Genomic DNA, 23211 nt, shown 5'->3' on the forward strand with positions numbered 1-23211 from the left:
CGATTCGACTCTTCCGTCGCGAGGCTGTCATGTGGCGTCCTTAAGGGGTTGTTAAGTTCTGGCTTTTTCGTGGGGGCGTACCGTTACATGACGATTGCGATCGCGCCGCCCGTCTGCGCCGGCCCTCACCAACCCGTTCAAATACAGACCCAGAACCGCCCCGGCTCGAGGCCGAAGGCGTGCTGCCGTGGAGCGTACCAATGACCCTGATCTTCACCGAGACCTTCGACAACTACACCGGCGCGGGCCTCGCCCCGGCGGTCAGCCAGACCACCCAGTCCACCGGCACGCTGAACTCCAATGTCTGGCTGATCACCGGCATGAGCGATGCCCAGCCGGGCTATGGCGGCACGGTCGGGACCGGTGACTACGGGCGCGGCAACATCACCACCAACCCGACGACCGGCGGCGTCTATGCCGCCACCGTCGGGGCCGGCAAGGGCATGGCCTTCCAGCCGACGGGCAGCGACTTCACCGAGGGCGCCAACTCCCATGTCACCCTGCGGCTGGCCAACACCTCCGGCGCGGCTTGGACGGACATCACCGTCAACTTCGACTGGATCTACCGCAACAACGAAGCCCGTTCCGACACGATGAACTTCTCCTGGTCCACGGACGGGACGACGTTCACGACGATTTCGGCGGCCCAGCTGGTCACGGCGCTGACCGCCGACAGCACCAGCTTCACCTCCGTCACCAACTCCGCGCTCGCCCTGACCGGCGCCTCGGTGGCGAACGGCGGCTTCCTCTATCTCCGCTGGGCCCACACCGCCGCGAGCGGCAGCGGCAGCCGTGACGAGGTCGGCATCGACAACGTTTCGGTCAACGTCGCCGACACCGGCGCCTCGTCGGTCAGCGTCAACGACGTCAGCATCGTCGAGGGCGACAGCGGGACCAGCGTCCTGACCTTCACGGTCACCCGGACCAGCAACGAGGGCGCCTTCACCATCGACTATGCGACGGCGGCCGATACCGCTTTCGCCGGCTCCGACTACGTCGCCAGCAGCAACACCCTGACCTTCACCCAGGGCGGCGACCTGACCCAGACGGTCAGCATCACCATCAACGGCGACCTCGATATCGAGACCGCCGAGCAGTTCTTCCTCAATCTGTCCAACGTCGTGAACACCGTCGGCGTGGCCACGGTCACCGACGCGCAGGGCATCGGCACGATCACCAACGACGACTTCCCGCCGACCGTCTCCATCGGCGACGTCAGCGTCCTGGAAGGCGACTCCGGCACGACGACGATGACCTTCACGGTCACCCGCACCGACGAGAACAGCGCCTTCACCGTCGACTTCAACACCGTGGTCGGCGGCACGGCCACGGCCGGCGACGACTACACGGCGGTCAGCGGCGGCACGGTCACCTTCACCAACGGCGGCCCCCTGACCCAGACCGTCACCGTCACCATCAGCGGCGACGTGACCATCGAGGCCGACGAGACGATCAGCGTCGAGATCAGCAACATCCAGAACACGGTCGGCTCGACCACCATCGCCGACGGAACGGCGACCGGCACGATCATCAACGACGACGTCACCCGCATCTACGACATTCAGGGCGGCGAGCACTTCAGCGCCTACAACGGCCAGCAGGTCACCACCCTGGGCGTCGTCACCGCCATCGACAAGGACGGCAACGGCTACTGGATGCAGGACCCGAACGGGGACGGCAATCGCAACACCTCGGACGGCATCTACGTCTTCACCAGCACCCCGGTCGGCCCGGAGATCGTGGTCGGCAACCTGATCCGCGTCACCGCCACGGTCAGCGAATTCGCCCCGGGCGGCGCCGCCAACCTGACCCTGACCGAGCTTGTCACCGTCACCAGCATCCAGGTGCTGGCCACCAATCAGGCCCTGCCGACCGCCGTCATCATCGGCGATACGGCCAACGGCGCCGACTACACCCCGCCGCTGGTCAACCTCGGCTCGACGACCAACGCCTTCGACCCCACTGTCGACGGCATCGACTTCTGGGAAAGCCTGGAGGGCATGCGGGTCACCCTGCAGGACGTCCACACCACCAGCCCGTTCAAGTCCTCGTTCGGCGAGGTGATGGTCACCCCCGACGTCGGCGCCAACGACAGCCTCAACAGCCGGGGCGGCCTGACGATCAGTGACGAGAGCCCCAACGGGGTGTTGCCGGTCGACAAGACCTTCGACTTCAACCCCGAGCGCATCCAGCTCGACGACGAGGCGTTGGGCGGCAGCATCGGCGCCATCACCAGCGTCGGCCAGACCGTGGTCGGCGGCGACGTCACCGGCATCGTCAGCTATGGCCAGGGCTTCTACGACGTCAACGTCACCCAGGCAGTGACCTTTAACGCCTCGACCCTGGTCAAGGAAACCACCACCATCGAGGAAAACCTCGACCGGCTGACGATCGCCACCTTCAACGTCCGCAACCTGGCCCCGCTGGGCTTCGCGGGGGGTGACGGCACGACCACCCAGACCACCCTGAACAACCTGGCCGCCGCCATCGGCACCAACCTGAAGACGCCGGACATCATCGGCCTGCAGGAACTGCAGGACTTCAACGGCACCAGCACGAGCGGCGGCAGCGACGCGCTGCTGACCATGACCCAGCTGATCGACACCATCTTCACGGTCACCGGCGTGCGCTACTACGGCATCCTGTCCGACCCGGTCGATGACAGCGAAGGCGGTGTCAGCGGCGGCAACATCCAGGTGGCCTTCCTCTACCAGGCCGACTCGGTCACCCCGACGGCCGGCAATGGCCTGGTCGCCACCAGCAACCCCTACATCTCCAAGTTCCCGACCGAGGACCGCATCGGCACGGGCGACGCCGACTTCGCCGCCACCCGCAAGTCGATCCCCATCGAGTTCACCCCGGCCGGCTACACCGAGACGCAAGGCGGCAGCTTCTGGGTGATCAACAACCACTTCAGCAGCAAGGGCGGTTCGGCCGTCCTGGTCGGCTCCAACCTCGACAGCGAATACTACGCCGAGCCGCTGAACTCGGACTCGGTCAAGCGCGAGGGCCAGGCCGAGGCGGTCAAGGCCTTCATCGACATCATCCTGCAGGACGGCAACCCGCTGAACGACAAGGTCATCGCGCTCGGTGACTTCAACGACTTCCAGATCTTCCCGGTCATCGAGATCATCACCGGCGAGATCCAGCGGATGATCGCCGGCACGGGCAACACTCCCAGCACCTTCGTCACCGGCACGCAGGTGATGAAGGCGCTGATCGAACTGCTGCCGCCGGAAGAGCGCTACAGCTACAGCTTCGACGGCAACGCCCAGGCGCTGGACAACATCATCGCCACCCTCGACCTGCTGGTCGGGGCGCAATACGACATCGTCCACATCAACTCGGAATTCTCCACCCAGCTGTCGGACCACGACCCGGGCCTGGCCTCCCTGCTGTTCGTGCGTTCGGCGGCCATCGCCACCGAGGGCAATGACGTCTTCACCGCCGCCAGCTACCTGGCCAAGTTCGGCGCCACGCGCGGCGACCTGACCGGCGACGACACCATCTACGCCCTCGGCGGCGACGACCTGATCGAGGGCAGCCTCGGCAACGACGTGCTGAACGGCGGCGGCGGCTTCGACACCGTCGACTACACCGGCTCAGGCGCCGCGGTGACCGTCAACCTGACCACCAGCACCAACAGCCCCTCGGGCGGCTGGGCGGCCGGCGATACCCTGATCTCGATCGAGAACATCATCGGCTCGCAGTACAATGACTTCCTGACCGGCAGCTCGACGCTGAACATCCTGAACGGCGGCCTGGGCGCCGACACCATGGCCGGCGGGATCAACAACGACACCTACTATGTCGATGATGCCGGCGACGTGGTGATCGAACTGGCCGGCCAGGGCACGGACACGGTGATCTCCAGCATCACCTACAGCCTGCTGGCCAACTTCGAGAACCTGACCCTGGCCGGCGTCGGCGACATCGATGGCACCGGCAACGGCGTCAACAACAAGCTGATCGGCAACGACGGCGCCAACACCCTCAGCGGCCTCGGCGGCGTTGACAACATCTTCGGCGGCGGCGGCATCGACCACCTGCTCGGCGGCGAGGGCAACGACATCCTCGATGGCGGAACGGGCGACGACACCCTCGAAGGCGGCAACGGCACGGACACCTACACGGTGGACAGCGCCGGCGATGTCATCGTCGAAACCGCGACCGGCGGCTTCGACACCGTCAAGTCGACGGCGACCAGCTATGTGCTGAGCGCCTGGGTCGAAAACCTCAATCTGGTCGCCGCCTTCGCCCAGGACGGCACGGGCAACGCCCAGAACAACACCATCAACGGCAACAACTTCGTCAACCACCTGATCGGCGGGGCCGGCAACGACATCCTCAACGGCCTGGTCGGCGACGACACGCTGGAAGGCGGCGACGACAACGACAAGCTCTATGGCGGCACGGGCGCGGACACCCTGACCGGCGGCGACGGGGCCGACACCCTGGATGGCGGCACGGGCGCCGACAGCATGGCCGGCGGCGCGGGCAACGACATCTACTACGTTGACAACAGCGCCGACACGGTCACCGAACTGACGGGCGAGGGGACGGCCGACAAGCTGTATCTCAGCGCCGCCAGCTTCACTCTGAGCGCCGACGCCGAGATCGAGACCATCATCGTCGACTACGTCTCGGGCGCCACCGTCACCGGCTCGAGCAGCGCCAACAAGATCTTCGGCAACAACGGCGCCGACACGATCAACGGCTTGGGCGGCAACGACTTCCTGCAGGGCGGGCTCGGCAACGACACCCTGAACGGCGGCGACGGCAACGACATCATGGATGGCGGTGACGGCGACGACATCATGGCCGGCGGCCTGGGCGTCGACACCTACTATGTCGACAGCTTCGGGGACTCCGTCACCGAACTGGCCGACGAGGGTATCGACACCGTCCGCACCACGCTCGACGGCTACGTCCTCGGCGATAACCTGGAGAACCTGATCCTTGTCGGAACCGGCAACCAGGACGGTACGGGCAATGCGCTCAACAACGCCTTGACCGGCACCGACGACAGCAACAGCCTGAACGGCGAGGACGGCAACGACCGCCTGGTCGGCAACGGCGGGGCCGACGACCTCTACGGCGGCGCGGGGCTCGACACGCTGCTGGGCGGCGACGGGGACGACATGCTGTTCGGCGGCTCGGGCAACGACAAGCTCACCGGCGGTTCGGGCCGCGACTACTTCGTGGCGGGCGGCCAGTTCACGATCGGCATGTCCGGCGTCGCCATCGAGACCGACAGCATCCTCGATCTGGAAAGCGGCGAGGTCATCGGCCTGGCCACCAGCGAGCTGCACTTCCAGTCCGTGTTCGACGGCACCGCCGGCCAGGCCAAGCTGGTCTATTCGCAGAGCACCAACACCACCCTGTTCCAGCTCGACATCAACGGCGACAACCGCATCGACTACCAGCTGCGGATCAACGGCGACCAGACGGCCAACACCAACATCGCCAACGACGAGAACGACACGAACGGCGGCTGGTACCTGTTCGGCGCCGCCCCGTAGGGATCAGCTCCTCAGGAGTTCCAGGAGCGAGCTGCCCCTCAGGGTGGCGAACACCTGGGCCGAGGCCTGCAGGGCCGTCTGGGCCTGTTCCAGGCGGCTGATGGCCTCGGCCATGTCGACCTCGGCGATGTCGGCGATCTCGCCCTTCAACAGGGTGGCGCGGTCGTCGTGCTGGTTCAGGCTGTTCTCGACCCGCACCTGGTTGGCGCCGTTCAGGGCGGCGCTGTCGGTGATCGCCTTGTTGGCGGCGTCGAACTTGGGAAGCATGCCTTCGAGAAAGGTTTTCTGGGCCGTCGTCAGCGGCGAGCTGAAGTCGCCGTTGGCCTCGACATAGGCCTGCACCTCCTTGAAGGCCTCGAACAGGTCCGTGCCCTCGTCGCTGGCCAGGAAGCCGCTCTGGATGGTGACGCTGTCGTCCAGCCGGCTGACGGGCTTCAGCTCATCGTTCTTGAACAGGTCGCCGATGGCCGGCGCGGCGGTCAGGTCAGACAGGCGGCTGGCATCGACCGGGCGGGTGTTCACCTGGGCGCCGGCGAACAGGTAGCGGCCGCCCTGCTGGGTGTTCAACGACTCGGCGGCGGTCAGGAAGTGGCCCTGCAGCTCGCCCATGATGGCGTCGCCGCGATCGCTGGCCAGCGCCTCGGCCAGGGTGGTGCGCGCCCCGTCGGCGGAATCGGCGGTCGTGCGCAAGGCCAGGTCCTGGGCCTCCAGGCGCGAGGTCGTCAGCTTGCCCTGTTCCAGATAACCCTCGACCCGGGCCTTGACCGAATTGGCGGCGATCAGCTGTTCGACCTTGGGGGCGAAGGCGCGCAGGCTGTCGCCGACCCGGCCGCTGGAGACCTGGCCCTGGGCCTGCTCCTGGCTGTTGGTGGCCCGCATCAGGTCGCGCAGGACGACGGAGTAGCTGTGGCTTGTGGAGACGCGGCTCATGCTCAGTTCACCATGCCGAGGAGGATGTCATAGAGGTCCTTGCTGGCCTGGATGATCCGGGCCGAGGCGTTGAACGCCTGCTGGTAGGTGGTCATGGCGATCAGCTCCTCGTCGAGGTTGACCCCCTCGACCGAGGCGCGGCGGGCCGAAGCCTCCTCGGCGACGGCCTGGGCGCTCTCCTGCCGGGAGGCGGCCGAGTCGGCCCGCCGGCCGATGGAGCCGGCCAGTTCCGCCCCGTAGCGGGTGACGCTCATCGAGACGCCGCTGAGGGTGCCGACCGCGTCGAAGCGGCTGTTGACCCCGCCTGACTGGGCCAGCAGCAGGGCGCCGCGGCCGTCGCCGGCCGACAGCACCGGGTTGCCGGAGGCCGCCTGGGCGAGATCGAGGGTGGCCAGGCCGAGCTTGGCGGAGTCGGCCTTGATGTCGCTGCGCACGGTGTAGCGTTCGGCCCGGCCGCCGCGTTGGGCCTCGCCGACGCCGAACAGTTCGGTGATCGACGGTCCGCCGGCCCCGCGCTCGGTGTTGTCGCTGACCACGGTCATGGCGTAGCCGGCGGCGCCGGGGGTGAAGCTCATCTGGCCGTTGGCGTCGAGGCCGAACTGGCCGTAGAGGCCGACGCCGGTGGTGTTGTCGTTCAGGGAATTGAGCAGGTCCTGCATCGTGCCGCCGGCCGGGACGGCGACGTTGATGTCGCGGATGCGGGCCCCGTCGGCGGCGGCGATGCGCAGGGTGATCTCGTCGCCGGCGGTGAAGCCATGCGGGTCCGTCGGGCGCAGGCCGGTCTCGTAGTTGGCGAAGCCGGTCGTGGAGACCAGGTCGTTGAGGCCGAAGAAGTGAGAGAAGCTCTTGCCGGTCTTGGCCGACGGCGAGGTGGCGTCCTCCGCGAAGGCCAGGCCGTTGGTTCCGGTCGCCGACAGGCTGAGCGCCCCGTCGGTGAAGCTGGCCGAGCCGAAGGCGCCCAGGGCGGTGTTCAGGTTGGTCAGGAAGCTGGCCGGGGTGAAGGCGGTCGCCGCGCCGCCATCGACGCTCATGGTTCCGGCGGTGAAGTCGATGTCGATCTGGCGCTGCAGGGTTCCGGTCTGCGAGACCACCGCCAGCGAGGTCTTGCCGGTGAAACCGCCGAGCGCGGTGGGCAGGTCGAGGCCGGTGTTGCGGCCGGTCATGGTGGTCGGCGGCGGCACGCTGGCGGCGGCGTTGTGGGCGCGGTTCAGTTCGTCGACCGCGCCCGACACGAACTCGCCCAGTTCGGCGCTGATGTTCGGCAGGTCGGTGTCGCGCAGCTGCAGCAGGCCGGCGATCTCGCCGCCGGTCAGACGGGCGCGCATCGAGGTCGGGCCGGAGGCGCCGGCCATGGTGACATTGATCTCCCCGGCCGCGCCGGGCGTGCGCACGAAGGCCAGGCGGGCGGCGCCGCCCTGGCCGGCCAGCGGCAGGCCGTCGGAAGCGCGGACCACGACGCCGCCCTGGGCGCGGGACTGGATATTGACGTCGATCAGCGAGGACAGCTCGTTGATGCGCTGGATCTGCAGGTTCTCCGAGCCGGTGGCGTCGCCGCTGATCACCGAGCTGCGGGTGATGTCGGAGTTGAGGCTGTCGATCTCGGCCAGCAGCTGGTTGACGCGCTCGACCTTGGCCTGGATGCGGCTGTCGACCTCGTCCTGCAGGCTCTTGATCTGGGTCGAGATGCGGCCGGACTCGGTCAGGAAGTCGCTGAGCTGGTTGACCGCCGTGCCGCGGCGCACCGTCGAGTTGGGATCATCAACGGCGGCGGAGAAGGCCGAATAGATGTTGTCCAGCCGGGTGAAGAAGCTGGAGTCCGTCGAGGGATCGCCGAACTCGGCCTGGGTGCGGTCCAGCATGTCGGCGATGACGCCGGAGGAACCAGCGCTTGACGTGGCCTTGAGGGCGGCGCTCTGCAGAAACTTGTCGCTGGCCAGCACCACCTTGGCGACATCGACCCCGACACCCAGGCCGGCGCTGATCAGCGGCTGCTGGTTGACCAGCTTGCGGACGTAGCCGGCGGTGTTGACGTTGGCGATGTTGTCCGAGACGGCCCGCAGGCCGGTCTGGGCCGCCATCAGGCCGGTGGTGGCCGAGGACATGATGCTGTTGAGGGACATGGCCCTTCGCAACTCCTGCCGGGCAAGACCTGACGCGAACCGGCGGTTTCTGCCGGGCGGGGCCGTGCCCGCGCGTATAGGGTCTAAACCAAGGCTTTGATTTTGTTGGGCTTCCTTCTGAAGCGCCGGGAAGGCTCGAAAGGGGTTGCGCAAGGACGGCGCCAACTGCGCAGCCTCTTCCGCACCCGGTCCTTTTCGACCGGGCGAGCCCGGCAAGATTCGCCACAGGTGTTAACGGCGCCGCCCCGTCGATCAAGGCAAAATCCAATAAAAACAATCTGTTGAGCACTTGGCCCGGGCGTTGCTTGGGGAGGACCGAATGAGCCGGGCGCAGCAGGCGCCGCCAGACTTCCTCATCAAGGTTCCCCCCGCGACATGACCGCGCCCGCCGCCATCATCGCTTCCTTCGTCCAGCCGGCCGCCCGGCTGGCCATGGGTGATACCGTGGGTGGCGCCATGGGTGGTTTCGAGGCGCTTCTGGCGGTGCTGGGCCAGTCCCCGCTGGGTGGCGCCGACGGGCAGGCGACGGTGGGCGGCGAGACGGCCGAAACCAGCGTCGAGACCCCCGCCGAGACCGGCGACCTGGCGGCGCTGCTGGGTCAGGCCGGCGCTTCGGCCTGGCTGACCCAGGCGATGAGTCAGGCGGCTCCCGAAGAGACCGCCACGCCGGTGACCTGCGCCGTTCCCCCGGCCAAGGGGCCGTCCGTTGAGGCGGCGACAATCCTTCCCCAGGCCGAAGCCGAGACCGACGCGACCGACAAGAGCCAGGCCGCCGCGGCCGATCTCGAGGCCCTGCTGGCGCAGCACAAGCCCGAGCCCGTCGATCCGGCCCTCCTCGAACGCATCAAGCCGGTGAAGGGGCAGACCGCCGCCCAGTCGCTGCAGAGCCTGATCCCGGCGACCCCGGCGCCGACCGAGCCGGTCGCCCCGGCCGCCGTCGAGACGGCGGACCAGGCGGTCGTGCAGCTGACCGACATCGGCCAGACCCCGGCCGCCGCCGCGCCGGTCGCGGCCCCCGCCCCGCCGCCGGTCGAGGCCAGGGCGACGACCCCGACGCGCAAGACCGCGCCGGTTTCCGACGGCAAGGGGGTCAAGGTCGAGACGGCCGACGCCGCGTCGGCGGCGGCCAGCCTCGCCGCCGCCGGTGAGGTCGCCGAGGCTGAGTCCGACCCGCTCGCGCCGGTCGAGGTGGTCGCCCGGGAGGCCGAGACGGCCGAGGCGCCGGTCCGCAACCCCGACGCCAGCTTCCAGGCCCTGACCGCCAGGCTGGATGCCGCCGCCGCCGGAGCCAGCGCCCTCGCCGCCCAGGCGCGCGGGGCCCCGGAGACGGTGGCCAAGTTCGCGGCCGGCATTCTCGACAAGCTCGAGGGCCAGTCGACCAAGTTCGACCTGCAGCTGGATCCGCATGGCCTCGGCAAGGTCGATGTCAGCGTCGAGATCGGCGCCGACGGCAAGCTGACCGCCCAGATGGGCTTCGACAGCGCCGTCGGCCTCAACGAACTGCGGGGCCGGGCCCAGGAGCTGCGCACGGCGCTGGAACAGGCCGGCTTCAGCCTGGCCGAAGGCGCCCTGACCTTCGACCTCAGCGGCGAGCGCCGCCAGCAACAGGCCGCCGACAGCCAGTCGGGCCGCTCCGAACAGGCCGGCAAGGCCTTCGCGCGGGCCCAGGGGGCCCTCGACGAAGAGCTGACCGCCACCCCCATCCGATACCAGGCCCGCCGTGGCCTGGACCTGCTGATCTAGGACGCCTCACATGGTCGATTCCGTCTCCTCCGGCGCCAACGTCCTCGACAAGATCAGCGACAGCCGCACCCGGCTGGCCGACAGCACCGAGACGTTCCTCAGCCTCCTGACCACCCAGTTGAAGAACCAGGATCCGCTGTCGCCGATGGATTCGAGCCAGTTCACCCAGCAGATCGTCCAGATGACCGGCGTCGAGCAGCAGCTGCTGACCAACGACCTGCTGGCCGCCCTGGTCGGCATGAGCGACGGCGGCCTGGCCGGCTCGGTCAACCTGATCGGCAAGACGGTGACCGCCACCACCGGCGCCGCCACCCTGCAGGATGGCAAGGCGACCTGGAGCTACAACCTTCCGCGCGGCGCCTCGAACGTGCAGCTGGACGTCATCGATGCCAAGGGCAACGTGGTCGCCAGCAAAGTGCTGACCGCCACCGAGGCCGGCAACAAGACCTTCGAGTGGGACGGCAAGAACAACCTCGGGACCCAACTCGCCGACGGCGACTACGGCCTGCGGATCACGCCGACCGACATGTCCGGAACCAAGTTCTCCGCCATCCAGACCCTGACCGGCGTCGCCACCGCCGTGCAGTCCATCGATGGCACCAACATCGTCACCATCGGCAAGACCCGCGTGCCGATCAGCGCCGTCACCGCCGTGGCCAACACGATCTGACGACGACCCGAACACAGCGGGGCCCGAATGGCCCCGGAGCGGATCTCTCCGCGAACGCAAAACGCGCCCAAGTGAACCCATTTCCGCTTAGGCAAGGATAAGAAACCAATGAGCATCAACAGCGCCATGCTCGCCGGGGTGTCTGGTCTGGTCGCGAACTCGTCGGCCCTCGCCGCGATTTCCGACAACATCTCCAACGTCAACACGGTCGGCTACAAGCGCAGCCAGGCCAACTTCCAGACCCTGGTTTCCGGCAACAGCCGCAACGCCACCTATGCCGCCGGTGGCGTCACCGCCCAGACGCGGCAGTATGTGACGCAGCAGGGCCTGCCGCAGTCGACCTCCAACACCACCGACCTCGCCATCAGCGGTTCGGGCTTCTTCGTCGTCACCGAAAAGCCGGAAGACCTGCAGTCGAGCGACGCTCGCGCCTTCACCCGCGCTGGTTCGTTCCAGCTCGACAACCTCGGCTATCTGAAGAACGAGGCCGGCCTCTATCTCCAGGGCTGGCTCGTCGACGACCAGGGTGTCATCACCACCGATCCGTCGGACCTATCGCGCCTCAGCTCGATCAACGTGTCGAACGTCGGCGGCGCGGCCGAGCCGACCACCCGCGTGGCGATCAGCGCCAACCTGAAATCCAGCCAGGCCGTTTCGGCCGAACTTCCCGGCTATAACGCCGCCACCAACTCGATGGCCATGTACGACGCCGAGCTGGGCACCGGGGTGAAGCCGGACTTCTCGATCCAGATTCCGGCGTCGGACTCCAAGGGCGGCAAGCGGACCCTGCAGGTCGACTTCCTGAAGAGCAACGTGCCCAACCAGTGGTACGCCGAAATTCGCGCCGTGCCGGCCAGCGACGTCGTCACCGGCGCCGGGCTCAGCAACGGTCAACTGAAGACCGGTATCGTCGCCTTCACCCCCGACGGCCGTCTGGACAGCAGCGCCACCACCCTGCTGGACGCCGACGATCCGGTGCTGAACTTCGGGGCCTCGGCCGATGGTGCGCCCGGCGCCGGCGAGGCCAACTGGGCCACGGGCCTGGGTATCGACGACCAGGAAATCCGCATCGACATCGCCGGCGGCGCCGGCGGCCTGACCCAGTACGACAGCCCGTCGATCGTCCAGGCCGTCAACACCAACGGCACCGCCTTCGGCAATCTGACCAATGTCGAGATCGACGAGGACGGCTTCGTCACCGCCATCTTCGACAACGGCATCAGCCGCCAGATCGCCCAGGTGGCCATCGCCACCTTCGCCAACCCCGATGGCCTCAAGGCCACCAACGGCAACGCCTACCGGGTGACGATGGAGAGCGGCACCTACAGCCTGAAGGCGGCCGGCACCGGCGGGGCGGGGGCCATCGCGCCCTCGACCCTGGAGGCCTCGACCGTCGATCTCTCCAGCGAATTCACCGGCCTGATCATCACCCAGCGGGCCTATTCGGCCTCCTCGAAGATCATTTCGACGGCGGATCAGATGCTGGAAGAGCTTCTGTCGATCAAGAGATAATTAACCAAGACACTAACGTCGGTTAACGTTGGTGTCCCACAATAAAACAGCGCGTTAAGACGGGGGCAATCCGTGGTTACTTGCATCTTTACTAGACCGATTCACGGCATGTTATCGCGTCGTCGCTATGGTCTCCCTCAACAGTGATGTCCAAGAGAGGCGTAGAACCATGCTTCAGCAGCAGCAGCAGCGGGTCAACAGCAAGGGTGAGAAGTACGTGATCGGTCCGACCGGCGCGCCCCTGACGCTGTCCGACCTGCCGCCCGCCAACACCGAGCGGTGGGTGATCCGCCGCAAGGCGGAGGTCGTGGCGGCGGTTCGTGGTGGGCTTCTCAGCCTCGACGACGCCTGTGACCGGTATCGGCTGACCAACGAGGAATTCCTCAACTGGCAGCAGTCGATCGACCGGCACGGCCTGGCGGGCCTGCGCACCACCCGCCTGCAACAGTATCGCTGAGCCGCTCCCCCCCCCTCAGGCTCGGCGAGTAAGGCGGCCGCGCTCCGGAAGGAGCGCGGCCGTTGCCGTTTTAGATCCTCCTTCGGCGCGAAGCGACGGGGGAGGGGGACCGCCGCCGGAGGCGGTGGTGGAGGGGGCAGCGCCGCGGGACATGCACACCCTGAACGCGGCTGTCGCGACCGCGCCAGAACGCTCCCTGTCCTGAAAAGCCGGTGCTGCCCCCTCCACCACCGGCCCTGAGTCGGGCCGGCGGTCCCCCTCCCCCGCCACTTCGTGTCGAGGGAGGAACTATAGTGAACGTCCGTCAGGGCCGAATTCTCAGAAACCCCAACATTTGCTGCCTCTGCCCTGCGACGCCACAGCGCGGGTCCTTACCAGGTCTCTTAAAGACCCGTTTACCATCCACCCGGTAAATCCTGCCTAGCAACCCGGCAGAAGCGGGCGTTGGTTTCGTTTCGGGGACGGGAACCCAGGTGGATCGGTTTCTAGGCGCGTTAAGAGGTGCGGGGCTCGTCCGGCTGCTGGTCATGGCCGGCATCGGGGTCGGTCTGCTGGCGGCCGTGATCGCCCTGACCACCGGCCTGATGACCGAGCCCAAGGTGCTGATGTACGAGCGCCTGGACCTCAAGGAAGCCTCGGAAGTGACCGCCGCCCTGGATCAGGCCGGGGTCAAGTACGAGGTCAAGGGCGACGGATCGACCATCTACGTCGAGCGCGACAAGGTCGCCTCCAGCCGCCTGCTGGTGGCCGGCAAGGGCCTGGTGACCTCCGGGTCGGTCGGCTACGAGATCTTCGACCAGACCTCGGCGCTCGGCCAGACCGACTTCGTCCAGCAGATCAACAACAAGCGCGCCCTCGAGGGCGAGCTACAGCGCACGATCAAGGGCTTCCACGGCATCAACGACGTCCGGGTGATGCTCAACATCCCCAAGCGACAACTGTTCGAGGACGAGGCGGGCAACCCGACCGCCTCGGTGTCCATCAATGTCGCCGGCCGCAAGCCCGGCCAGGAACAGGTGCAGGCGATCCAGAATTTCGTCGCCGGCGCGGTCGACGGCCTCAAGCCCGAGAACGTCGCCGTCGTCGACATGAAGGACGGCAAGACGCTGGCGGCGCTCGGCCAGGGCGGCGCCCTGGGGGCCATCGCCGATGACCGCAAGGCGCAGATCGAGCGCGACCTGGCCGAACGCATCCGCCAGCAGGTCGAGGGCGTCGTCGGGACCGGCAAGGCCCGGGTCGAGGTGTCGGCCGAGATCGACATGGCCCAGGTCACCGAACAGAAGAAGACCTACGACCCCGACGGCCAGGTCATCCGCTCCGAACAGACCTCCGAACAGGCCAGTGAAGAGGCTGATGGCTCCAACACGGACGCCGTCACCGCCTCAGGCAACATTCCGGGCGGCGGCGCCAACCCGGCCTTCCTGCCGACCAACAAGAACACCACCAAGGGCAACTCGACGGTCACCAACTACGAGATCTCCGAGACCACGCGCACCGAGATCCTGGCCCCGGGGACCGTGCAGAAGCTCAGCGTGGCGGTCGCCGTGGATGGCGTCACCGGCCCGGGGGCCAACGGCAAGGCCGGTCCCTACACGCCCCGCACCGAGGCTGAGATGGCCAAGCTGAACGAGCTGGTGCGGGCCGCCGTCGGCTTCAATGAAGGTCGCGGCGACGTCGTCAAGGTGATCAACGTGCCCTTCGCCCGCGACGAGGCCCTGGCCAGCGACGGCAAGGGCGGCATGTTCGACTTCACCAAGAACGACCTGATCCGCTTCGCCGAGCTCGGCCTCGGCGCCATCGTCGTCATGCTGCTGCTGTTCTTCGGCCTGCGGCCGCTGCTCAAGAGCCTGAACCAGCCGGGGACCGGCGGCCCGATGCCGATGCTGGCCGGGGCGGCCGGCGGCATGGCGCCCCTGACCCAGGGCCAGGCCCAGCAGATCCAGGTCGATCCGGTCACCGGCGAGATGCTGGCCCTGCCCAGCGACATGGACCAGCGCATCGACATCGCCCGCATCGAGGGCCAGGTGAAGGCCAGCAGCGTCAAGCGGGTCAGCGAGTTCGTCGACACCCACCCGGAGGAGTCGGTCTCGATCCTCCGCACCTGGCTGCATGAGACCGCATGAGCCGGGCGGGCAAATCCAAGGCGATCACCGACGCCGCCCGGCTGACCGGCCCCGAAAAGGCGGCTGTGGTCATGCTCGCCCTGGGCGAGGACCACACCCGGATCTGGGAGTCCCTGGACGACGAGGAGATCAAGGAAATCTCCCAGGCCATGGCCAGCCTCGGCACCGTGGCGGCCAGCGTCGTCGAGGAACTCCTGGTCGAGTTCGTCTCGGGGATGAGCGCCTCCGGCGCCATCATGGGCAGCTTCGAACAGACCCAGCGCCTGCTGTCCTCCTTCATGCCGCCCGAGAAGGTCGACAACCTGATGGAGGAGATCCGCGGGCCGGCGGGTCGCACCATGTGGGACAAGCTGGGCAACGTGAACGAGGCGGTGCTCGCCAACTATCTGAAGAACGAATATCCCCAAACCGTCGCGGTGGTGCTCTCCAAGATCAAGAGCGACCACGCCGCCCGGGTCCTGACCTGCCTGCCCGAGGACTTCGCGCTGGAATGCGTCCAGCGCATGCTGCGCATGGAGCCGGTGCAGCGCGACATCCTCGACAAGATCGAACAGACGCTGCGGGTCGAGTTCATGTCCAACCTGGCGCGCACGTCGAAGCGCGACAGTCATGAACTGATGGCCGACATCTTCAACAACTTCGACCGCCAGACCGAGGGCCGCTTCATCGCCGCCCTGGAAGAGCGCAATCGCGAGGCGGCTGAGCGCATCCGGGCCCTGATGTTCGTCTTCGAGGACCTCTCCAAGCTCGATCCGGGCGGGGTGCAGACCCTGCTGCGGGCGGTGGAGAAGGATCAGCTTGGCCTGGCGCTGAAGGGCGCCTCCGACGCCCTGCGCGAGATGTTCTTCTCCAACATGTCGGAGCGGGCCGCCAAGATCATGCGCGAGGACATGGACGGCATGGGCCCCGTGCGCCTGAAAGACGTCGACCAGGCCCAGATGGCCATGGTCCAGGTCGCCAAGGACCTGGCCGCCAAGGGCGAGATCATGCTGGCCGGGGCCGGCGGCGACGATGAGCTGATCTACTGATGACCGGACATCGCCCCTTCACCTTCGACACCGAATTCGACGACGCGGGCGCGGTCGCCTATCAGCCGCCGCGCCAGAAGCGCAGCTTCACGCCGGAGGAGGTCGAGACCATCCGCGCCGCCGCCTATGCCGAAGGCGAGGGCTCGGCCATGGCGGCCGCCGAGATGGACCTGGCCCGGGCCATGGACCGCATCGCCGACGCCGCCCGTCAGGGCCTCGGCGCCCTGGCGCAGGTCGCCCACGCCCACCGCTCCGACGCCGCCCATCTCAGCATGGCCGCCGCCCGCAAGATCGCCGACAGCGCCCTGGCCAGGTTTCCGGAAGCGCCGGTCACCGCCGCCCTGGAGGCCCTGGCCCGCGAGGTCGAGGCCAGCCCGCGCCTGCTGGTCAAGGTCGCCCCGGAAGCCCAGGTGCGGGTCCAGGCCGCCCTCGACGGCATGGCCAGCAGCCTTGGCCATTCGGGCCGCATCGAGGCCCGGGCCGAGCCCGGCATGACCCCGGCCGCCTTCATCCTCGACTGGGGCGACGGCCGCGCCAGCTTCGATCCCGTCGATGCGGCCAGCCGCATCCAGACCGCCCTTGACGAGGCCCTGGCCGCCGAAGGCCTGCACGCCGAACCCCTGATCGCCCTGGAGCCAACACATGGCTGAAGACAACCTGACCCTCGAGGAATTCTCGCCTGACCAGATGTTGGCCAGCGAGATGCCCGTGGACTACGACGAGAAGACCGCCACCGACCTGGCGCCGGTCTTCGACGTGCCGGTCAACATCTCGGCCGTGCTCGGCCGGGCCAACATGAGCGTCGCCCAGCTGCTGCAGCTGGGCCAGGGCAGTGTCCTGGAGCTGGATCGCAAGGTCGGCGAGGCGATCGACATCTACGTCAACAACCGCCTGGTGGCGCGCGGCGAGGTCGTCGTCGTCGACGACCGCCTGGGCGTGACCATGACGGAAATCATCAAGGACGGCGACACGGCCGCGTAAGCGGACCCGCGTCGGTAGGAGAGTAGGTCATGCGGCTTCTGGTCGTCGGAAAATTGAACGGACAGCTGTCCCTCGCCGTGAAGATGGCGATGAACACCGGGGCCAAGGTGGCGCACGTCGAGACCACCGCGGCCGCCACCCAGGCCCTGCGGGCCGGGCAGGGCGCGGACCTGCTGATGGTCGATTACGAGCTCGACATCGCCGGGCTGATCGCCGCCAACGAGGCCGAGCGCATCCGGGTGCCGGTCGTCGCCTGCGGCGTCGCCGCCGACGCCCAGAAGGCGGGCGACGCCATCCGGGCCGGGGCCATCGAGTTCATCCCCCTGCCGCCCGAAGCCGACCTGATCGCCGCCGTCCTGGCCGCCGTCAGCGACGACAACCGCCCGATGGTCGCCCGCGACCCGATCATGGAACAGGTCATCAAGCTGGCCGACCAGATCGCGCCCTCGGAGGCCTCGATCCTGATCACCGGCGAGAGCGGCGTCGGCAAGGAGGTGATGGCCCGCTACGTCCACACCAAGTCGAAGCGCGCGTCGAAACCCTTCATCAGCGTCAACTGCGCCGCCATCCCCGAGAACCTGCTGGAATCGGAACTGTTCGGCCATGAGAAGGGCGCCTTCACCGGGGCCGTGGCCCGCCGGGTCGGGAAGTTCGAGGAGGCCGACGGCGGCACCCTGCTGCTCGACGAAATCAGCGAGATGGACGCCCGCCTGCAGGCCAAACTGCTGCGCGCCATCCAGGAGCGCGAGATCGACCGGGTCGGCGGCTCCAGGCCGGTCAAGGTCAACATCCGCATCCTCGCCACCTCCAACCGCGACCTGGCCGCCGCCGTGAAGGACGGCACCTTCCGCGAGGACCTGCTCTACCGCCTCAATGTCGTGAACCTGCGCCTGCCGCCGCTGCGCGAACGGCCGGGCGACATCTCGGCCCTGTGCGACCACTTCCTGAAGAAGTACGCCAAGGCCAACGGCATGCCCGAGCGGCCGCTGTCGGCCGAGGCCCGCAAGCGGCTGGTCGCTCACCGCTGGCCGGGCAATGTGCGGGAGCTGGAAAACGCCATGCACCGCGCCGTGCTGCTGTCGACCGGCGCGGAGATCGAGGAGTTCGCCATCCGCCTGCCGGACGGCCAGCCGTTGTCGCCGGCCCCTGACGTGGCGGTGGCGCGCGGCGCCTCCATGGCCGCCGAGGCGGTCAGCCGCACCCTCGTCGGCCAGACGGTGGCCGAGGTCGAGCAGCAACTGATCCTCGACACCCTCAGCCACTGCTCGGGCAACCGCACCCATGCCGCCACCATCCTCGGCATCTCGATCCGCACCCTGCGCAACAAGCTGAAGGAATACGGCGACGCCGGAGTCTCCGTGCCGCCGCCGCAGGCCGGGTTGGGCGCGAATGCGGCGTGAGTGAGTATGTAAATGAGTGACGCCCACCCGATTTCCGCTTCCAACCCGGTGACCGCCAAACAGGTCTGGGGTTGGGTGGCGCGTGGCGATGTGGGCCTGGCGATCGGCATCGTCGGCGTCATCGTGCTGCTGATCCTGCCGGTGCCGCCCTTCCTGCTGGACATGCTGCTGGCCCTGTCGGTGACCAGCAGCATCCTGATCCTGATGACGGCGCTGCTGATCAAGCGGCCGCTGGAGTTCACCGCCTTCCCGACCGTGCTGCTGGTCACCACCCTGTTCCGGCTGGGCCTGAACCTCGCCTCGACCCGGCTGATCCTCAGCCACGGGCATGAGGGCACCGAAGGGGCCGGCAAGGTCATCGAGGCCTTCGGCCACATGATGATGAGCGGGAACTTCATCATCGGGGTGATCGTCTTCGCCATCCTGATCCTGGTGAATTTCGTGGTCGTCACCAAGGGTTCGGGCCGCATCGCCGAGGTCGCCGCGCGGTTCACCCTCGACGCCATGCCCGGCAAGCAGATGGCTATCGACGCCGACCTGTCGAGCGGCCTCATCGATCAGGACCAGGCCAAGCTGCGGCGCAAGGAACTGGAGCAGGAATCGACCTTCTTCGGGGCCATGGACGGCGCCAGCAAGTTCGTGCGCGGCGACGCCGTGGCCGCCCTCGTCATCACCGCCATCAACGTGGTCGGCGGCATCCTGATCGGGGTGATCCAGCACAAGATTCCGGCCGGTGACGCCTTCAACAGCTATACCGTCATGACCATCGGCGACGGCCTGGTCAGCCAGGTGCCGGCCCTGATCATCTCGATCGCCGCCGGCCTGCTGGTCTCCAAGGCCGGCGTCGACGGCGCCGCCGACAAGGCGCTGGTCATGCAGCTGGCCATGAACCCGGTGGGCCTGGGCATGGTCTCGGCCGCCGCCGGCATCATGGCCCTGGTGCCGGGGATGCCGAAGATCCCCTTCATCATCGTCGCTGTCGCCACCGGCTACCTGGCCTGGCGCCGGGCCCAGAACGCCAAGCTGCCGGCGCCGGTGGATGTCTCGACCCTGCCGGTCGCCGCCGAGCAGGAGGAGGAGCCGATCGGCGCCTCCCTGGCCATCGACGACATCAAGATCGAGCTGGGCTATGGCCTGCTGACCCTGATCAACGACCTCGACGGCCGCAAACTGACCGACCAGATCCGGGCGCTGCGCAAGACCCTGGCCGGGGAGTTCGGCTTCGTGATGCCGTCCGTGCGCATCCTCGACAACATGCGCCTGCCGACCCAGGGCTACGCCATTCGCATCAAGGAGATGGATACCGGGGCCGGCGAGGTGCGCATCGGCAACCTGATGGCCATGGACCCGCGCGGCGGCCAGGTCGATATCCCGGGCGAGCACGTGCGCGAGCCGGCCTTCGGCCTGCCGGCCACCTGGATCGACGATGCGCTGAAGGAAGAGGCGACGTTCCGGGGCTACACCCTGGTCGACCCGGCCACGGTGCTGACCACGCACCTGACCGAGATCCTCAAGGACAACATGGCCGACCTGCTGTCCTACGCCGAGGTCCAGAAGCTGCTGAAGGAACTGGGTCCCGAACAGAAGAAGCTGGCCGACGAACTGATCCCCTCGGTGATCACCGCCTCGACCCTGCAACGGGTGCTGCAGGCGCTGCTGCGCGAGCGGGTGTCGATCCGCGACCTGGGCACCATCCTGGAAGGCATCGCCGAGGCCGCGCCGCATACCGCCTCGCTGACCGCCCTGACCGAGGCGGTGCGGGTGCGTCTGGGCCGCCAGCTGTGCTGGGCCAACCGCGCCGAGGACGGCGCCCTGCCGATCGTCACCCTGTCACCCGACTGGGAGGCGGCCTTCGCCGACAGCCTGATCGGGAACGGCGAGGAAAAGCAGCTGGCCATGGCGCCGTCGAAACTGCAGGACTTCATCCGGAATGTCCGCGAGTCCTTCGAGCGGGCGGCCCTGGCCGGCGACGCGGCCGTGCTGCTGACCAGCCCGATGGTCCGTCCCTATGTCCGCTCGATCATCGAACGCTTCCGCGGCCAGACCGTGGTGATGAGCCAGAGCGAGGTTCACCCCAGGGCCAAGCTGCGCACCGTCGGGATGATCTAGTCGGTCCGCGCCACGGTGGTCTGGTAGGTCCAGTAGAAGCCGATCGCGCGCAGGGCGTAGCTGTCGCCGGGGTTGTCGTCGGTGTAGCCGAACAGGCCGCTGAGGATTGCGTCGCCGCCGTCCGACCCGTTGGAGGCGAAGGGATAGGGCCCGTCGCCGCCATTGCTGTCACCGCGATGATTGCCCCGGTCGAAGCAGTCCACGCCGCCGGATCCGGTGCTGTAGTTGGTCCGGAACTGCAGGCTCTTGAGCGTCGTGTCCCAGGCTCCGAAGGCGCCGATGATGGCGCGGTCGGGGCTGGACAGGTCGAAGGTCTGTACATCCTTGCCGTTGGTCGGCCCGATGTGCCGGACGGCGCCGTCCGCCGTGGTCAGGCGGATGCCGGTCAGATCGAACAGCTCCAGCTTGACGATGCGCGACGAGGGCGCCCAGTCGAACTGCCCGCACATGTGATTGACCTCGCCGGGTGAAAACACCCCCGTCAGGCTCATGTCGTTGCCGCCCCATGGGCCCATCTTGACGACCTGCGGCGCCGTCGGCGGCGTCCAGTCCGTGTCGGCGGGCGGGTCCTGGTCAAAGTAGGTCCAGACGTTGGCGATGTCGAAGAAGGGCTGGAAGAGGGCGTCGAAGGTCGGGCCGGCGAACTGATCGGTGTAGACCGACTGGTCCTTGGCGACCGTGCTGTGGGCGTCGGCCGCGCTCGTGCCGGTGAAGTCGGTCGAGACCTGGTAGCCCAGATAGGTCTGCGCGTAGGGGTCGCTCAACTGGTACCAGGTCTGGGTGTGGTCCCAGTTCTTTCCGGACTCGATGGTGATCTTGGCCATCCGGTTCTGGCGGGCGAAGGCGATCCCTCGCGACAGGGTCTTGCGGACGATTTTGATCGCAGCCTGGGTCTGGGTCCGGTTGAACGCGACCTCGTGGGTGTCGCCAAAGATCTCCTGGGCGTAGACGAAACTGCCGCGCAGGACCGCGATCATGATCGTGCCGAGGACCGTGATGTAGGTCAGGGTCTGGGCCGCGATCACGTCGCTGGTGCTGTCCATCTTCGGCAGATAGCTGGCGGTGATGCTGTGGAGCAACTCGCCGTAGTGCACGGCCAGTTCGGGCGTCTTGTTGTCGATGTCGTACTGGATCAGGCGGAGGTCGCTGAAGAGGCCTTCCATCTCCGCCTTGTAGGCATTGTCGGCGGCCTGGACGCCGATGTCGTTCACCAGGCTTTCGACCCATTTTTCCATACCGGCCCAGATTTCGGTGTCCGACGGCAGGCCCGATGGCCAGAGGCCCGACACCAGGATGCCGAGGAACGGCCCCGCGCCGGGGACGGACTTGACCAGTTTGACGCAGAGCGACTTGACCTTCCTGTTGATCGACGCCGCGCCCAGGTCGCTGAGGACGGAGCCGCGCCACAGGCTGGGCGTCGCCGGCGCCGTGGCCCCCGGCCAGTCGGACGGCCGGGTCGACGACAGGGTGATGCTGGAAATCGCCCGGTTCATCTGCCCCTTGAGCAGGTCGCTGTCGGCCAGGTCGGCGATGCAGCTGTTGGGATCCAGGCACAGGGACGGTCCGGTCCCGTTGACGCCTGTCGTCGCGACCGCCCAGCAGCTGGGTCCCGTCGACAGGGAGCGGATCCAGTCGCCGGCTTTCACGGTCGTGCCAGGAACCGTCACCTTGGACAGATCGGCGGTGCTTTGGGTGACCAGCAACTGCTCGTCGCGGAAATTGCTGTTGCCCCAGCAGGTGACGAAGGCGCCAGACGTCATCTCAGTGTTCCCTTACCGCCTCGATTGGCGGGGTGAACACCTTGAGATTGTCGTTCTCTAAAATCACATTCCAAATTGCGGGCTTGGTATTCCGCCCGGGAATGGATGGCGGCGCCCGGTCGGTTGGTTCTGCCTAACCCGCTTTCGACCGGCGCCAGCGGCGGTAGGCGAAGATGTAGAGGATGGCCGCGATCACCGCCGCCATTGAGACGAAGGCCGCGATATCGATCGGCGCGAACAGCCAGGCGGCGACATAGCCCAGGCCGCCCAGAAACAGCGCCCAGCCCGCTACCCGCTTGACCGCCTGGTAGTTGGCGGAGCGGCCGGCGGCCTCCTTCGGCACCCGGTTGGCATAGATCACCAGCACCAGGCCGATGACGGCCATGGTCAGGCGCAGGGACATGTCGTAGCTGATCCAGCCCAGGCGGGCGGCCCCCATGAAGGCGAGCGCGCCGCCGATCTGCAGGGCGGCCAGCCCCAGGCTGTTCTTGATCGTGGTGGTCATCGGGCGGTCTCCGGATCGTCGGTCGCCGGCGCCTGGGCGCCGAGGCCGAAGGTGTTGGCGAACCCCATCAGCGCCTCTTCCAGCACCGACAGTTTCAGATGGTAGAGCACCTGCTTGCCGGCCTTTTCGGCATGCACCAGGTCGGCTTCGCGCAGCACGGCGAAGTGGGCCGACATGGTCGGCTTCGACACCGCGAACTGGTCGGCCAGGTCGCCGGCCGTCATCGGGCCGGCGCGCAACAGCTGCAGCACGCGCCGGCGGGTCGGATCGGAAAGGGCCTTGAACACGCTGCTCATGAATCGACGTTTAGCTAATCGTCGAATTGTTGTCAATCGCCATCACCCAACGTCG

The 23211-nt window shown here is 67.6% G+C and carries 16 protein-coding genes; 11 read left to right on the forward strand and 5 right to left on the reverse strand.

Annotated elements, in window-relative coordinates; genetic code table 11:
* Window positions 1-200 precede the first annotated feature (200 nt).
* Window positions 201-5522: a Calx-beta domain-containing protein gene (locus O5I81_RS02355; RefSeq protein ID WP_271067334.1), complete on the forward strand. Its 5322-nt coding sequence runs from the start codon at window positions 201-203 to the stop codon at window positions 5520-5522.
* 3 nt (window positions 5523-5525) lie between these two features.
* On the opposite strand, the gene O5I81_RS02360 is transcribed toward O5I81_RS02355, so the two are convergent.
* Together O5I81_RS02360 and flgK are read right to left on the reverse strand one after the other, a co-directional pair.
* On the reverse strand, window positions 5526-6452 hold the full coding sequence (locus tag O5I81_RS02360) for a flagellin (protein WP_271067335.1): 927 nt from the start codon (window positions 6450-6452) through the stop codon (window positions 5526-5528).
* Between the two features lie 2 nt (window positions 6453-6454).
* On the reverse strand, window positions 6455-8572 hold the full coding sequence (gene flgK, locus O5I81_RS02365) for a flagellar hook-associated protein FlgK (protein WP_271067336.1): 2118 nt from the start codon (window positions 8570-8572) through the stop codon (window positions 6455-6457).
* A gap of 375 nt (window positions 8573-8947) precedes the next feature.
* Here flgK and O5I81_RS02370 point away from each other — a divergent pair, with 375 nt between their 5' ends.
* From O5I81_RS02370 to flhA, 10 genes are all read left to right on the forward strand, one after another.
* On the forward strand, window positions 8948-10315 hold the full coding sequence (locus tag O5I81_RS02370) for a flagellar hook-length control protein FliK (protein ID WP_271067337.1): 1368 nt from the start codon (window positions 8948-8950) through the stop codon (window positions 10313-10315).
* 10 nt (window positions 10316-10325) lie between these two features.
* Window positions 10326-10985 carry a flagellar hook capping FlgD N-terminal domain-containing protein gene (locus tag O5I81_RS02375; protein WP_271067338.1) on the forward strand — a complete coding sequence of 220 codons (660 nt, stop codon included), beginning with the start codon at window positions 10326-10328 and terminating at the stop codon, window positions 10983-10985.
* A gap of 108 nt (window positions 10986-11093) precedes the next feature.
* On the forward strand, window positions 11094-12497 hold the full coding sequence (locus O5I81_RS02380; protein WP_271067339.1) for a flagellar hook protein FlgE: 1404 nt from the start codon (window positions 11094-11096) through the stop codon (window positions 12495-12497).
* A gap of 169 nt (window positions 12498-12666) precedes the next feature.
* Complete coding sequence (locus tag O5I81_RS02385) at window positions 12667-12954, forward strand: DUF1153 domain-containing protein (RefSeq protein ID WP_271067340.1); 288 nt, start codon at window positions 12667-12669, stop codon at window positions 12952-12954.
* A gap of 527 nt (window positions 12955-13481) precedes the next feature.
* Complete coding sequence (gene fliF, locus O5I81_RS02390; RefSeq protein WP_271067341.1) at window positions 13482-15077, forward strand: flagellar basal-body MS-ring/collar protein FliF; 1596 nt, start codon at window positions 13482-13484, stop codon at window positions 15075-15077.
* Window positions 15074-16105 carry a flagellar motor switch protein FliG gene (gene fliG, locus O5I81_RS02395; RefSeq protein WP_271067342.1) on the forward strand — a complete coding sequence of 344 codons (1032 nt, stop codon included), beginning with the start codon at window positions 15074-15076 and terminating at the stop codon, window positions 16103-16105. The genes fliF and fliG overlap by 4 nt, the downstream gene beginning before the upstream one ends.
* A complete protein-coding gene (locus O5I81_RS02400) occupies window positions 16105-16755 on the forward strand; it encodes a flagellar assembly protein FliH (protein ID WP_271067343.1) in 651 nt (216 codons plus the stop codon). The genes fliG and O5I81_RS02400 overlap by 1 nt, the downstream gene beginning before the upstream one ends.
* Complete coding sequence (fliN, locus tag O5I81_RS02405; protein WP_271067344.1) at window positions 16748-17086, forward strand: flagellar motor switch protein FliN; 339 nt, start codon at window positions 16748-16750, stop codon at window positions 17084-17086. Before O5I81_RS02400 ends, fliN begins: the two co-directional genes overlap by 8 nt.
* A gap of 29 nt (window positions 17087-17115) precedes the next feature.
* Window positions 17116-18486 carry a sigma-54 dependent transcriptional regulator gene (locus O5I81_RS02410; protein WP_271067345.1) on the forward strand — a complete coding sequence of 457 codons (1371 nt, stop codon included), beginning with the start codon at window positions 17116-17118 and terminating at the stop codon, window positions 18484-18486.
* A 12-nt stretch (window positions 18487-18498) separates the two neighbouring features.
* Window positions 18499-20595: a flagellar biosynthesis protein FlhA gene (gene flhA / locus O5I81_RS02415; protein WP_271067346.1), complete on the forward strand. Its 2097-nt coding sequence runs from the start codon at window positions 18499-18501 to the stop codon at window positions 20593-20595.
* Here flhA and O5I81_RS02420 read toward each other — a convergent pair.
* The 3 genes from O5I81_RS02420 to O5I81_RS02430 form a co-directional block, all read right to left on the reverse strand.
* A complete protein-coding gene (locus tag O5I81_RS02420) occupies window positions 20592-22355 on the reverse strand; it encodes a hypothetical protein (RefSeq protein ID WP_271067347.1) in 1764 nt (587 codons plus the stop codon). The genes flhA and O5I81_RS02420 overlap by 4 nt on opposite strands.
* 133 nt (window positions 22356-22488) lie before the next feature.
* A complete protein-coding gene (locus O5I81_RS02425; RefSeq protein ID WP_271067348.1) occupies window positions 22489-22860 on the reverse strand; it encodes a hypothetical protein in 372 nt (123 codons plus the stop codon).
* The gene (locus O5I81_RS02430; protein ID WP_271067349.1) at window positions 22857-23156 is read right to left on the reverse strand and encodes an autorepressor SdpR family transcription factor; all 300 of its coding nucleotides are present in this window, start codon (window positions 23154-23156) and stop codon (window positions 22857-22859) included. The genes O5I81_RS02425 and O5I81_RS02430 overlap by 4 nt, the downstream gene beginning before the upstream one ends.
* Window positions 23157-23211: the final 55 nt, after the last annotated feature.

Source organism: Caulobacter sp. NIBR1757 (assembly GCF_027912495.1).
Classification (GTDB): domain Bacteria; phylum Pseudomonadota; class Alphaproteobacteria; order Caulobacterales; family Caulobacteraceae; genus Caulobacter.